The organism is Rhodoferax fermentans, assembly GCF_002017865.1.
GTDB lineage: Bacteria > Pseudomonadota > Gammaproteobacteria > Burkholderiales > Burkholderiaceae_C > Rhodoferax > Rhodoferax fermentans.
Genome location: NZ_MTJN01000002.1, coordinates 1,733,285 through 1,745,374, shown reverse-complemented (window position 1 = coordinate 1,745,374; position 12,090 = coordinate 1,733,285). Strand labels below are relative to the sequence as shown.

Annotated in this window: 13 protein-coding genes; 5 read left to right on the top strand and 8 right to left on the bottom strand. The window is 61.7% G+C overall.

Annotated features, from left to right (window positions below; genetic code table 11):
• Positions 1-14: 14 nt before the first annotated feature.
• Positions 15-545, bottom strand: a complete 531-nt coding sequence (locus RF819_RS08340) for a putative pterin-binding protein (protein ID WP_242472791.1) — start codon at positions 543-545, stop codon at positions 15-17.
• Positions 546-659: 114 nt separating this feature from the next.
• Positions 660-2,144 (bottom strand): carboxypeptidase M32, encoded by a 1,485-nt coding sequence (locus RF819_RS08335; RefSeq protein ID WP_078366849.1) that lies wholly within the window; start codon positions 2,142-2,144, stop codon positions 660-662.
• Between the two features lie 131 nt (positions 2,145-2,275).
• Between RF819_RS08335 and asd the strand changes: the two genes are divergently transcribed.
• The gene (asd, locus tag RF819_RS08330; protein WP_078364558.1) at positions 2,276-3,139 is read left to right on the top strand and encodes an archaetidylserine decarboxylase; all 864 of its coding nucleotides are present in this window, start codon (positions 2,276-2,278) and stop codon (positions 3,137-3,139) included.
• An 89-nt stretch (positions 3,140-3,228) separates the two neighbouring features.
• On the opposite strand, the gene RF819_RS08325 is transcribed toward asd, so the two are convergent.
• The 6 genes from RF819_RS08325 to RF819_RS08300 form a co-directional block, all read right to left on the bottom strand.
• Positions 3,229-4,587: an esterase-like activity of phytase family protein gene (locus RF819_RS08325; protein WP_078364557.1), complete on the bottom strand. Its 1,359-nt coding sequence runs from the start codon at positions 4,585-4,587 to the stop codon at positions 3,229-3,231.
• Between the two features lie 106 nt (positions 4,588-4,693).
• On the bottom strand, positions 4,694-5,542 hold the full coding sequence (gene purU, locus RF819_RS08320; RefSeq protein ID WP_078364556.1) for a formyltetrahydrofolate deformylase: 849 nt from the start codon (positions 5,540-5,542) through the stop codon (positions 4,694-4,696).
• 138 nt (positions 5,543-5,680) lie between these two features.
• Positions 5,681-5,989 (bottom strand): BTH_I0359 family protein, encoded by a 309-nt coding sequence (locus RF819_RS08315; RefSeq protein WP_078364555.1) that lies wholly within the window; start codon positions 5,987-5,989, stop codon positions 5,681-5,683.
• Between the two features lie 81 nt (positions 5,990-6,070).
• Positions 6,071-7,147, bottom strand: coding sequence for a DUF3108 domain-containing protein (locus RF819_RS08310; RefSeq protein ID WP_078364554.1), 1,077 nt, complete (start codon positions 7,145-7,147; stop codon positions 6,071-6,073).
• 28 nt (positions 7,148-7,175) lie between these two features.
• Positions 7,176-7,778 carry a MarC family protein gene (locus RF819_RS08305; RefSeq protein ID WP_078364553.1) on the bottom strand — a complete coding sequence of 201 codons (603 nt, stop codon included), beginning with the start codon at positions 7,776-7,778 and terminating at the stop codon, positions 7,176-7,178.
• Positions 7,775-8,188: a VOC family protein gene (locus RF819_RS08300; protein ID WP_078364552.1), complete on the bottom strand. Its 414-nt coding sequence runs from the start codon at positions 8,186-8,188 to the stop codon at positions 7,775-7,777. The genes RF819_RS08305 and RF819_RS08300 overlap by 4 nt, the downstream gene beginning before the upstream one ends.
• A gap of 90 nt (positions 8,189-8,278) precedes the next feature.
• On the opposite strand from RF819_RS08300, the gene RF819_RS08295 reads away from it, so the two are divergent.
• The 4 genes from RF819_RS08295 (at position 8,279) to RF819_RS08280 (ending at position 12,045) form a co-directional block, all read left to right on the top strand.
• Positions 8,279-9,463, top strand: coding sequence for an NAD(P)/FAD-dependent oxidoreductase (locus tag RF819_RS08295; RefSeq protein ID WP_078364551.1), 1,185 nt, complete (start codon positions 8,279-8,281; stop codon positions 9,461-9,463).
• Between the two features lie 82 nt (positions 9,464-9,545).
• Positions 9,546-9,836 carry a 2Fe-2S iron-sulfur cluster-binding protein gene (locus tag RF819_RS08290; protein WP_200224136.1) on the top strand — a complete coding sequence of 97 codons (291 nt, stop codon included), beginning with the start codon at positions 9,546-9,548 and terminating at the stop codon, positions 9,834-9,836.
• Positions 9,833-11,158, top strand: coding sequence for an NAD(P)/FAD-dependent oxidoreductase (locus RF819_RS08285; RefSeq protein ID WP_078364550.1), 1,326 nt, complete (start codon positions 9,833-9,835; stop codon positions 11,156-11,158). The genes RF819_RS08290 and RF819_RS08285 overlap by 4 nt, the downstream gene beginning before the upstream one ends.
• Before the next feature lie 41 nt (positions 11,159-11,199).
• A complete protein-coding gene (locus RF819_RS08280; protein ID WP_078364549.1) occupies positions 11,200-12,045 on the top strand; it encodes a transporter substrate-binding domain-containing protein in 846 nt (281 codons plus the stop codon).
• Positions 12,046-12,090: the final 45 nt, after the last annotated feature.

Sequence of the window (12,090 nt, the reverse complement as noted above, 5' to 3'; positions counted from 1 at the left end):
GTGCTTGTGCTGCCTCAGTGGATGTGCAGGCGGTTCACTTGCCAGGCCGAGCGGTTGTAATACACCTGGGTTCGCAACTCGGCGACGGCATCAAACGGGTAAACCACAAACAAGGGTCCTTTGTCGCGCACGGCCATGGCTTGGCCATTCATCAGACGGGCCAGGATCACGTCGTACTTGAGGGCGTCCTCCAAGGGGATCTCGGTTTTGTAGTCGTTCAGTGCATACGCTGTGATGGTTTTGCCTTGGCCACCCACAGCACGCAGCACATCGCGCAGCAACGGGCCGGTGAATTCGGCGCCCGCCGGGTACCAAGGCGACTTGGTGAACACGGTGTGTTGCGGCAATCTGCTCAGCATCAGCAGGCTGAATGCCGCTGTTTTGCCCTCGTTCACCCGGTTGATCTGACCGGAAAGTGTCAGCACCACCTTATCACCCGGTTTCTCAAGTGCCTGGGCTCCGGACAGATCCACCATCAGACACATCAGTCCCAACACAGTCGCAATGGAACGGGTGAATTGTTTGAAGATCCGCAAGAGACTCATGGCCATCCCTATCGAAGTTTGTCGATGGAAGTGTATCGCTCACCCGTTCTGGATGCTGCTGGGTTGTTGTGCCGTTCCACCCCCGTTTGAGGGCGGCAGGACGGGCCTTGCGCGCTACAGATAACGCTGTTCCAGATGCGAGCGAAAGTGCTGTGGGTTGAGTTTTTCGCCGGTGGCTTGTAGCACCAGGTCCTGGGTGGGCCTGCGGCTGGCCTGCTGCCAGATGTGCTGTTGCAGCCAGTCAAAGATCGGAGAAAGATCGCCTGTTGCTACCCGTGTGTCCAGGTCGGGGTGGGCGCGCCGGATGCAAGCAAAAAACTGTGCTGCATACATGGCGCCGAGCGTGTAGCTCGGGAAATAACCAAAGCTGCCACTGGGCCAGTGGATGTCCTGCAGGCAGCCGTCTTTGACATTGCCTCGTGTGTCCAGGCCGAGGTATTGCCCCATTTTCTGATCCCACTGGGCCGGAATGTCCTCGGGTGCCATCAGGCCATTGATCAGATCCCGCTCAATCTCATAACGCAGGATGACATGGGCCGGGTAGGTCAGCTCGTCCGCGTCCACCCGGATCAAGCCGGGCTGCACCCGGGTATAGAGGCGAGCCAGGTTGTCGGCTTCGAAGGCGGCCTGGTGGCCCAGGTGTAGGGCAATGCGGGGTGCGATGAGTTGCAGAAACGCGGCACTGCGGCCCAGTTGCATCTCGAACAGCAAACTCTGGCTCTCGTGGAGACCCATCGAGCGTGCCCGGCCAACCGGCAGATGGCGGGTGTCTGCGGGCAGATTCTGCTCGTAACGCGCGTGGCCGGTTTCGTGCACAACGCCCATCATGCTGCGCATGAAGTCGGCCTCGGTGTAGCGGGTGGTGATGCGCACATCCTCGGGCACACCGCCGCAAAACGGGTGGGCGGACACATCCAGCCGCCCACCCTCAAAGTCAAAACCGAGCAGCCCCATGAGATCGACCCCGAGCGCCCGCTGTTGTTCCACGGGGAAGGGGCCAACAGGTGCCAACACGGGCTCGCTGGCTTGTTTGGCCAACACCTGCTGCACCAAATCGGGCAACCAGGTTTTGACATCATCAAACAAGGTGTCGATGTCGGCGCTGCGGCTGCCGGGCTCGTACTTGTCCATCAGGGCATCAAAGGGGCTGATGCCTTGGGCCTGGGACAGGATCTGTGCTTCTTCCCGCGCGTTGTTCACCACCTCGCGGAAGTTACCCAGAAAACCGGTCCAGTCGTTGTTCTGACGCTGGCTGCGCCAGGCATGTTCACAGCGGGATGTGGCCAGACTCTGGGCCTGCACCAGGCGCTCGGGTAAACAGGTGCTCAAGGTCCAGTCGCGCCGCATCTCGTGCAGGTTGGCCTGCTGCAGCGCATCCAGGGGCTCGGCGCTGGCACTTTGCAGCAGACCGGGCAAACGCACATCAGCCAGCATCTGGTGCATCACCACCTGTAATTCGGCCAGCGCCGCACCCCGGGCGGCGTTGCCTTTGGGCGGCATCATCGCCGCCTGGTCCCAGCCAGCCAAGGCGCCCAGGTGGCCCAAACGGTACAGGCGGGTAAAGGTGTGGGTCAGGGCGGTGTAGGCGGGGGTGTTCATGGTGGGGTCGTGCTCTGGTTGGGCGTTACGCAGGTGCGCCGGGCTGGTTGGCATTTTGGCATTGGGCTTGCCATCTGTCTGGCAGGCCGGCCGATAGAATGCCTTTCCCCATTCACTCCCCACCTTGTCCCATGTCTGAACGTCTTGCCGTGCTTTCGCAGTACCTGTTGCCCAAGCAGGCCCTCACGGCCTTAGCAGGGAAGGTGGCCAGTTGGCAGGGCGGCTCGGTGACCACCGCGCTGATCGCCTGGTTTGTGAAACGTTACCGGGTCAACATGGCCGAGGCAGCGAACCCGGACATCGCCAGTTACGCCAGCTTCAACGACTTTTTCACCCGTGAATTACAAAGCGGCGCACGCCCGCTGGCGCAGGCCGAGCTGATTTGTCCGGTGGACGGCGCCATCAGCCAGTTTGGCCCGATCCAGGGTCAGCAGATTTTTCAGGCCAAGGGCCACAGCTACAGCTGTACCGCCCTGGTGGGCGGCGATGCCAGTCTGGCCGCCCAGTTCAAGGATGGCCACTTTGCCACGCTGTACCTCAGTCCACGCGACTACCACCGCATTCATATGCCGTGTGACGGGGTGTTGCGCCGCATGATTTATGTGCCGGGGGACCTGTTTTCGGTCAATCCGGCAACGGCGCGTGGTGTGCCGGGACTGTTTGCGCGCAACGAACGGGTGGTGTGTGTGTTTGATGGCCCGCGCGGGCCGTTTGTGCTGGTGCTGGTGGGTGCCACCATTGTGGGCAGCATGGCCACCGTCTGGCATGGGGTGGTGAACGCCAGGCGCAGTGGTCAGCTGACGCAGTGGAGTTATGAAAATAATAGCATTTCCCTCAAGCAGGGCGAGGAGATGGGCCGGTTTTTGCTTGGTTCCACGGTGGTGATGTTGTTCCCCGAGGGCCCGCTAAGCTTCAATCCGACTTGGCAGCCGGGTGGTGCCATTCGGCTGGGCGAGGTTATGGCCAACACCACGCCGTCTGCCCCCTTTGCCTGACATCTGACCGCTGCCCGGCGCGGCCTCACTCCCTGTTGCTGCGTCAGCCGCTGGCGCTGTTCAGCACCATCCGGCCGTGAGGCCGTGTTTCACTTGGCGCGCAGGAATTCACCTACTTCCAGCAACACTAGCTCGTTGTCGTCCGCCTTGTTGGGCTCGCGGCTGCTGGAGAACGGCAGGTTGTTGTCATTGCCAACCACGATGTGGGTGTCATCCACCACATCCACGTTCTCAATCGTGAAGAACGGGAAGGTCAGCACCCCGTCGTTCAGAGGTTTGCGTGCCAGCTTGTGCGGGTCGGCGATGGCCATCAGGTCGATGTAGCCGATCTTGCGCAGCGGGCCGCCCACGTTGGCTTCGCTCAGTTCGATCTTGTAGACCCGTTTGAACTTGGCCAAGTCGTGGAAGCAGTCTTTGCGCTTCTGGCCTTCAGGGCAGGCTTTGTCAGTCGTGCCTTCGCCGTTGTCGCGTTCGATGATCAGGCCGGTGGTGTCGTTGACCATGTTGAAGTCACCAATGGCGTGGTGGTTGGCTTCGAGCACATATTTCCAGTGGCGCCCGGTCCATTGCTCGGACTTCACGTCGAACTCGAGCACGCGCAGATACTGCTTGCCGTCCAGCACTTCGGGCGCTTTGTTGGCTTCATCCCACAGCGCACCTTCAAGCAGCGCGTACAACTTGCTGCCGTCTTTGGACGCTGCCATGCCCTCAAAGCCTTTGGAGCGGCGCACCTGGAATTTGACCTCCTGGTTGGGCGCGCCGGGTGTGGTGACTGCGGGATGGTCGGGGGAACGCACCACTTTGCCATCAACCTGGGTTTCAAACACTGCCAGCACTTTGCCTTTCAGGTCGGCCTTGATCAGGAACGGGCCCAGCTCGTCACCAATCCACAAGGCGCCGCCCGCAAACTGGAAACTTTCGGTGTCGAAGTCCGAGCCGGTCAGGTAACGCGCCTTGGAGCCTTCGTGCACGATGCGAAACGGTACTTTTTTGTCCGGGTCGTGCAGGAAGATGGTGTCGAGGCGCTTGAATTGACCTGTTTTGAAGTCCACTTTGTAGTGGTTCAGGTACAGCGCAAAGTCAGGCGAGTTGGCCTTGGAACCGGCGCCGTTGTCCGTCAGGATCCAGAAGCTGCCGTCTGGCATGTGTTTGATGCCCGAATGCCCTTGTAGCGGCTGGCCCTTGAAAGGCAGAGAGATGCCGGTTGGGCGGCCCGCTGAGAGGCCTTCAATACTGGCCAGTTTGTCCACCCGGGCGCCAGTGGTGAATTTGCCGCTGGTTAGCAGGTCGGTTGGTGCGTCCTTGGGGGCTGCAACAAAACTGGCTGCGGGTAGCACCGCATGACCTGACAGGGTGGCCGGGTAGGCCTGTTGTGCCCACGTCGAGAGCGGGAGTGTGAGCAGTGTGGCAGCAGCCAGGTTCAAACCAAGTTTGGTGGTGGGTGTCATAGGTGATGTTGACATCGTTGATGAAAACGCCACTATGGCGGCCCGCCATGACAGTTGCGTGAAACAGGCCTGGCGCTGAGGCGCAGGCCTGAACCACAGCGCACAACTATTTGAAAATCACGGTTTTGTGGCCGTTGAGCAGCACCCGGTGTTCGCTGTGCCATTTGACGGCACGGGCCAGCACCTGGCTCTCGGTGTCGCGGCCCAATGCAGTCAAATCTTCCACGGTTTTGCTGTGGTCAACACGGGCCACATCCTGCTCGATGATCGGACCTTCGTCCAGGTCGGCGGTCACATAGTGGGCTGTGGCACCAATCAGCTTCACACCGCGGTCATGCGCCTGGTAGTAGGGTTTGGCCCCTTTGAAACTGGGCAGGAACGAGTGGTGGATATTGATCGCGCGGCCAGACAAAGCGCGGCACAGATCGTTGCTGAGGATCTGCATGTAACGCGCCAGCACCACCAGTTCGGCATCTTCGTTCTGAATGATCTCCAGCTGCTTGGCCTCGACCTGCGCCTTGGTGGCTGCGGTGACCGGCAGGTGATGAAACGGCACGTTGTAACTGGCCGCCAGCTGGTAGAACTCGCGGTGGTTGGAGATGATGGCGCGGATGTCCAGCGGCAGCAGGCCACTCTTCCAGCGAAACAGCAGGTCGTTGAGGCAATGGCCTTCTTTGCTGACCATGATCACTGTGCGCATCGGCTCGGCCTGCGCGTGTAATCGCCACTGCATCTCAAATGGTGCCGCAAAATCGGTCAGTTGGGTCTTGAGCTCGCTAAAGCTGAGTTTGGCGCAGGCAAACTGCACCCGCATGAAAAACAAGCCAGTGCTCTGGTCGTTGTACTGGGCGGCTTCTTCGATGTTGCCGCTGCGTTCCAGCAAAAAGCCGGAGACCGCGTGCACCAGACCAAGGCGGTCCGGGCAGGAGAGGGTGAGGATGTAGACGGGGTTCATAGGGGCGATATTGTCGCAGGCCAACAAGGGGTGGCTGCCCAACGGTTTGCCCCCGTCAGCCCCAAGATGGCTTCACAAGGTATCAGCAGACCGGATTTGCCAGCAGCGAACGCACCAAGTCGCCGTGTGACGGAGACATCAATGCAAGATGACCGGGTTTTGTGCCAGCTCGGCGTATTGCTCAAGTGTGTCTTCGACTTCTTCCTGGGTCGGAGTCTTGAGCTGCCAGGCTGAAATATGCTGTTGAAACAGCTCGGCCCAGGAGCCGTCGAGGTACACCTCTTTGCCGTTGCGTTTGTCCACGATCTCGAAGCCGTGGCGAGCCAGTCTTGGCACGATCAGCAGTTGCTCACCTTCCCCCAAGCCGTCTGTGGGCACGTCAGCGGCCACGGCATTGGCCAGCATGTGTGTCACAGAAAAGGTGTCAGAGTCGTAAAGGGTGTGCATGGACAAATTATGCTTGATTCAAGGTGTTGCTGCAGTTGGGTGTCAAACCCGGCTTTTCAAGCCCCAGCGCGTTGGGCCTGATCAGTCAGCTTCAGTCGCCAATTCGGTGGATCGCCATTGCTGGTCAGCGCTTTCGCCATTGGCATCGGTAACGCGGATGCGTGCTGGCAGGTAGTCCAGCTGGGGTGCCAGCCAGACCTCAATCTTTTGCTCATAGGGCTCACGCGGCTGGCGCTCCAGTTTCACGGTCTGGAGTGAGCCCCCCGGCAGTTCGAGTGCCTCGGTTGGCATCACCGTGAACAGCCAGACCATGGCATTGCGTGGCCCGGCGGTCTGCAGGCTCAGGGTGGTGCCGGGTTCAAAGTGCGCCGGGTCACTGGCCACCAAGGCGCCCAGTTGCACCAACACACTCAGTCGGTCTTGTGCGCCAGCCAGCAAGGGTGCCTCCGGCGTGTTGGCGCTGAAGCTGATCGTGCCTTGTGTCCGGTTGAAATGGGTGGCGAGTTCGCTGCGGTATTTGTCGGCAAAGCGGTCTGGCGCCAGCCCGGTGCTGGTGATCTGCCCTTGGCTGGTTTGCATGCGTGACCGGCCAAAGGCGCTGTAACGCAGCCGTGCGCTGTAGTGGTCGCCCAGGTTGCGCCACAGCAACTCGGCATTCAGACTGAACGGGAATTTGCTGGTCATCAGGGTGTAGGTCAGCCGCTTGGATCCGCTCAGGCGCTCTGGATTGAACTGCAGCGGTTTGGCAGCAGAAGGGGGCGCGGTGTCGGGTTGCGGCATCGATTCAGGCGCTGACGCAGGTGGTTCTGGTTCTGCGGCTGCCACCTGCGGGGCTGGCGCCAAAGCTTCGGGGGGCGTGAGTTCCGTGTTACTGGTATCCGATATGACGGACTCTGAGCTGACTGGCGGGGGTGGAGGCGCCGGTGCCACCCGGGCTTTAGCTTGAGGCTTGGACTTGCTTGCTTGCACTGGTGTGGGAGCCATTGGCTGCAGGGGTATGGACTCGGTCACCGTGCGCGTCACAAACGTGTTTTCTGCGCGAGCGGCCTGGTCCAGTGGTGTCAGGGTGTCAGAGACCAGACCCATCAGTGCCAGATGGGCCAGCACAACAGCGGCTGTCAGCAACAACCAGCGTTGGATGGCAGAGCGGGCGGGCATGATGCGCTGAGATTATCCGCGTTGGGCTTCAGGCGCCTGCCAGCTGTTTGGCGAAGGTGCGCACACCACGCAGCAGCATCTCGATCGACACCGCCACCAGCACCAGGCCCATCAGCCGCTCCAGCGCCACCACAAAGCGGTCACCTGCCACACGCTGGATGCGCTCGGCCAGCACCAGCACCACCGCGCTCACGGTCATGGTGACACACAGTGCGGCTATCCACTCCAGGCGTTTTTCGGGCGCCTGCGACACCAGCAGCAGCACCGTGGCCAGCGCAGAGGGCCCCGCGATGGCAGGGATGGCCAGCGGCACGATCAGCGGTTCACCCTGCGGCTCGGCGCCCTCCACCTTGGGTGGCGGAAAAATCATGCGCAGCGCGATCAGGAACAGGATCACGCCACCACCAATCTGCAAGGACAGTTCGCTCAGGTTCATCACCCGCAGAAAACTGTCGCCGATGAACATGAAACTCAGCAGCAGCACAAAGGCGATCAGGATCTCGCGCAGGATGACCCGTGCGCGGCGCTCGGGCGCGACGTTTTTCAGCGCATTGGCAAATATCGGGATGTTGCCGATCGGATCGGTGATCAGGATCAGCAGGATGGTGGCCGAGACAAAGGTGTAGTTCATGCAGCGTAGACCGTGTCCAGCGAGGCAAAACCCTTGACCTCGATCGGGTTGCCAAACGGGTCGCAGAAAAACATGGTCCACTGCTCGCCGGGCTGTCCGGCAAAACGCAGTTGCGGCGCCAGGATGAAGTCAAGTTGGGCAGCCTGCAGCCGCTCGGCCAACGCCTGCCAGTCGGGCAAGGCCAGGATCACACCAAAGTGCGGCATCGGCACCAAATGCTCACCCACATGTCCTGTGGCCGCCGTCTTGAACGGCTCGCCCAGATGCATCGAGAGCTGGTGACCAAAGAAGTCGAAATCGACCCAGGTGCTGGTGCTGCGGCCCTCGCGGCAGCCCAGCACACCGCCGTAAAAGGCGCGCGTCTGGTCCAGGTCGTTGACGTTGAAGGCAAGGTGAAAGAGGCTGTTCATGGCCGACAGGATATCAGGGCATGCTTGTTTCCTGGCGCGGGCTGCGGCGTCAGCGGTTAAGCTTGGTCATGGCCAAGGGTTTCAAACACTTTGTTTCACGCTGACGTTCACCGCTCTGTGCGTGCGCCGCATGTCATCGTCATCGGCGCGGGGATTGTGGGCGCATCGATTGCCTTCTTCCTGAGCCGCTTTGGCGCACGGGTCACGGTGCTGGATGCGCATACCCCCGCAGCAGGGGCTTCGGGCGCGTCGGATGGTGCGGTGTCGGTGGCCAGCAAACGCCCGGGCCCCATGATGAGCTTGGCCCAGGCGTCGCGTGCCCTCTATCACCAGTGGGTGCAGCAGGGTGTCTTGACCGATATCTACCACACCCGTCCCACCTATCTGTTTGCGCGAACGGACGAAGAAGTGGCCGTGATTGCCCAGCAGGGTGCCGATTTGATGGACCTGGGTGAGCGCATTCTGCCGCTGACACATGCCGAGCTGATGCAACGGGTGCCGGGCCTGGGGCGCCATGTGCTGGCGGGCATGAAGGTGCCTGACGATGGGCATGCGCTGGGGTACCGTGTGGTGGATCGCTTGCTGCACGTGGCCAACGCGAGCATTCACCGTTTTACCCCGGTGCAACGCTTGCTCCTGTCGGGTGAGCGCGTGGTGGGTGTTGTGACACCCAATGGTGCGTTGGTAGCCGATATGGTGGTGGCCGCTGCAGGCCTCGGAACAGGGGCCTTGGTGGGCTTGGACAAGGTGTTGATCCCGCGCAAGGGGCAACTCATCGTGACCGACCGCGCATCCTTGTTGGGCCCGGCTTTGCCCGGGCCTTTGATGTCTGCCGGGTACCTGGCGGCCAAACGACGGATGGTGCTGGGCCAACGCAGCGCCAGCCTGGTGATTGACCCGCTGGAGACTGGCCAGTTTCTGATTGGCAGCAGCCGCGAGACCGGGTTTGCCGACCGCCAGACCGACATCCATACCGTCTCGAGCTTGTTGCGAGAGGCTCTGGCGGTGGTGCCCGCGCTGGCCCAAAGGCGGGTGATCCGCACTTTTGCCGGCATTCGCATTGGTACCCAGGATGGTCTGCCGATTGTCGGGCGGCATCCCACGCTGACTGGCCTGTTCATTGCCACCGGCATGGAGGGGGATGGCATCTGCCTGGCGCCGGTGATGGGTTCTGCGCTGGCCAGGATGGTGCTCGATGAAGACGTGGGGGAGCTTGATGTCTCAGCCTTGGACCCTGGTCGCTTTGGTGATTTGCCCCTGGCCGACCTGAGCTGAGCAGGCGCCCCGGCGCCACCCAAGGGTTTGGCCTGATGACGGGCATGCGCAAGCTGTTATCCTTGTAAATACATTTGTGCAAATGAAAATGCAAAACACGCAGCCCTCTACGTTTTTCTGGAACCAATTGGTCATTCCGTTTGACCCGGGTGAAAGCATTGCCGCTGCCTTGCTGCGTAGCGGTGTGTTTCGGCTGGGCGCGGCTGTGGGTGGTCTGCAGGGGCGCTATTTTTGCGGCATCGGCAATTGCCAGGCCTGTCTGGTGTGTGTGGACGGTGGCAGTCCGGTGGAGGCTTGTTTAACGCCCGCGCAGCCGGGTATGCGCCTGACGCCCGCTTTGCAGGCGGGCAGCCCGCCTTGGGGTACGTCATGACCCAGTTGCCCGATGTCCTGGTTGTGGGGGCTGGCCCGGCGGGGTTGTCTGCGGCGACTGAGCTGGCGCGCCATGGCGTGAGCAGTTTGTTGGTGGAGCAGCGCGACCAAGTTGGCGGGGCCATTTTCCGGCGCCATGTGGGTACCGGCCCCAGCCAGTGGGTGATGCCAGAACACCAGCGCCGCCGACGCGATGCCTTGATGCAAGCCGTGGCGCAGGCAGGGGCACATATCACCCACCAGATGCAATCGGTGCTGATCGGTGTAGACCGCGATGGTCGTTTTTTAATCGACAACCGGCCGCTGGGGCGGGTGCAGAGTGTGCGGCCCAAGGCGGTGATTCTGGCGGTAGGTGCGGTCGAGCAGGTGACCCCGCGTGAAGGCTGGGAGCTGCCGGGGGTGGTCACGGTGGGTGGCATGCAGGTGCAGTTCAAGGAAACGGGCCGCGTGCCAACTGGCTCGGTGGTGCTGGCGGGCAGTGGCCCGCTGCTGCTGGCGCTGGCAGCCCAACTGGCTGCGGCGGGTAACCCACCTTTGGCGGTACTGGAACATGCCCAGCCGCTGGCCGCGATGTGGTGGCAGGGCCGCGCGGTGATCCAGGCGCTGCGCAGCTGGCCCCAGGTGCAAGAAGCTGCGCTGTACGCCCGGGAGCTGTGGCGCGCCCGTGTGCCCTACCTGATGGGCTGGCAGGTGGTGTCGGTCACCACAGAGGCTGATCAGCTGCTGGTCACCGGGCAACACCACAGCGGCATTCGACGCCAGTTTCAGGTGCAGCACCTGGCATTGCACGATGGTCTTCGCCCCAACACCACCGGCCTGCCCAAGGCGGGCCACAACGAGTCGGGCTGTATCGTGCACGCCGGGGATTGCCGCGAGGTGCTGGGTGCGGCCGCGGCGGTGGACGATGGTCGCCGCGCTGCCTGGCAGGTGCTGCGGTCCCTGGGGCAGCCCGGCGCAGAAAACGCCCAACTCGACCAGGCCATCGCTGCCGCCCGGCGAACGCAAAACGCCTTGGCCCAGCTGTTCCAGACACCCCCTTCCGTGCCCACGGCCAACACCGTGGTGTGCCGTTGTGAGGGCTTGCGCCGTGCTGATTTTGAACGCCTGCCGCTGGCTGCGTCTGCGCATGAACTGCGTTTGGTCGGGCGGTTTGGCATGGGCAACTGCCAGGGAAGGTATTGCACCCACGCTGTCAGCGCCTTGGCACAAGAGCACGGGGTGCTGTTTGAGCCCGGTGCGCTCAACGGTGAGGTGCCACGCTGGCCGATGCGCCCGGTGGCCTTGACCGCACTGGCAGCCTATACCGACAACGAATCTGTTTGACCCCCGGCACGGAGCTGCCTTTTTTTTGAAGGAGAAAAGTGATGACAACCCACCCACACCGCCGACTTGTTCTGGCTGCCGCCGCACTGACCGTGGCCGCGCTGAGTGCACCCGCCTGGGCGCAAGCAGGCGCTGATTTGTCCACCTGGGATCGCATCATCAACAGCAAAACCCTGCGCATTGCGGCTGTGGCGGGTGGTGCCCCCAACTACCAGAAAGACCTGGGCACCGGGGAGTGGAGCGGCATCATGATTGACCTGGCCAAAAACCTGGCGACCAAACTGGGGGCCAAGCTGGAGATTTCCGAGACCACCTGGGGCAACGCGGTGCTGGACCTGCAGTCCAACAAGATCGATATCTTTTTTGGTCTGAACCCGACGCCGCAGCGCGAGAAAGTCATCGCTTTTTCTCAGCCGCTGTTCAACAACGCCTACAGCCTGATCGCCAAAAAGGGCTTCAGTCCCAAAACCTGGGCCGAGATGGACACACCGGCGGTGACCATTGCGGTGGATGTGGGCTCGTCCTACGACAACCTGGTGACCACGATGTACACCAAGGCCAAGATCCTGCGTTTTGAGAAGTCGGCCGATGCCACGCTGGCAGTGCAAACCGGGCGTGCCGATGTGCAGCCGCTGGTGGTAACGCTGTCGGCCGGGATTGTCAAAAAGAACCCGGGTATTGGCCAGGTGGTGGTGCCTGAACCTGTTAAGAGCACCTCCACCAACGCGGGTCTGCGGATGGAGCCAGACCAGCGCTGGCGCGCCTATGTGGACGAGTGGATCGCCGAGTTGCGTCGCACCGATGCCATCAACCCCATCGTGTTGGGCAATCTGGACAAACTCATGAACATCAAACGTGAAGAGATTCCGGCCATCGTGAGGTTCTGAGGCGCACCCTGATGGCAAGTTTGAGACAGCGCTGAACCAAGGAGA

Excerpts from the sequence above, each read along its gene's own strand:
- RF819_RS08340 (WP_242472791.1), bottom strand. The coding sequence starts at position 545 with ATGAGTCTCTTGCGGATCTTCAAACAATTCACCCGTTCCATTGCGACT.
- RF819_RS08335 (WP_078366849.1), bottom strand. The coding sequence starts at position 2,144 with ATGAACACCCCCGCCTACACCGCCCTGACCCACACCTTTACCCGCCTG.
- asd (WP_078364558.1), top strand. The coding sequence starts at position 2,276 with ATGTCTGAACGTCTTGCCGTGCTTTCGCAGTACCTGTTGCCCAAGCAG.
- RF819_RS08325 (WP_078364557.1), bottom strand. The coding sequence starts at position 4,587 with ATGACACCCACCACCAAACTTGGTTTGAACCTGGCTGCTGCCACACTG.
- purU (WP_078364556.1), bottom strand. The coding sequence starts at position 5,542 with ATGAACCCCGTCTACATCCTCACCCTCTCCTGCCCGGACCGCCTTGGT.
- RF819_RS08315 (WP_078364555.1), bottom strand. The coding sequence starts at position 5,989 with ATGCACACCCTTTACGACTCTGACACCTTTTCTGTGACACACATGCTG.
- RF819_RS08310 (WP_078364554.1), bottom strand. The coding sequence starts at position 7,147 with ATGCCCGCCCGCTCTGCCATCCAACGCTGGTTGTTGCTGACAGCCGCT.
- RF819_RS08305 (WP_078364553.1), bottom strand. The coding sequence starts at position 7,778 with ATGAACTACACCTTTGTCTCGGCCACCATCCTGCTGATCCTGATCACC.
- RF819_RS08300 (WP_078364552.1), bottom strand. The coding sequence starts at position 8,188 with ATGAACAGCCTCTTTCACCTTGCCTTCAACGTCAACGACCTGGACCAG.
- RF819_RS08290 (WP_200224136.1), top strand. The coding sequence starts at position 9,546 with ATGAAAATGCAAAACACGCAGCCCTCTACGTTTTTCTGGAACCAATTG.
- RF819_RS08285 (WP_078364550.1), top strand. The coding sequence starts at position 9,833 with ATGACCCAGTTGCCCGATGTCCTGGTTGTGGGGGCTGGCCCGGCGGGG.
- RF819_RS08280 (WP_078364549.1), top strand. The coding sequence starts at position 11,200 with ATGACAACCCACCCACACCGCCGACTTGTTCTGGCTGCCGCCGCACTG.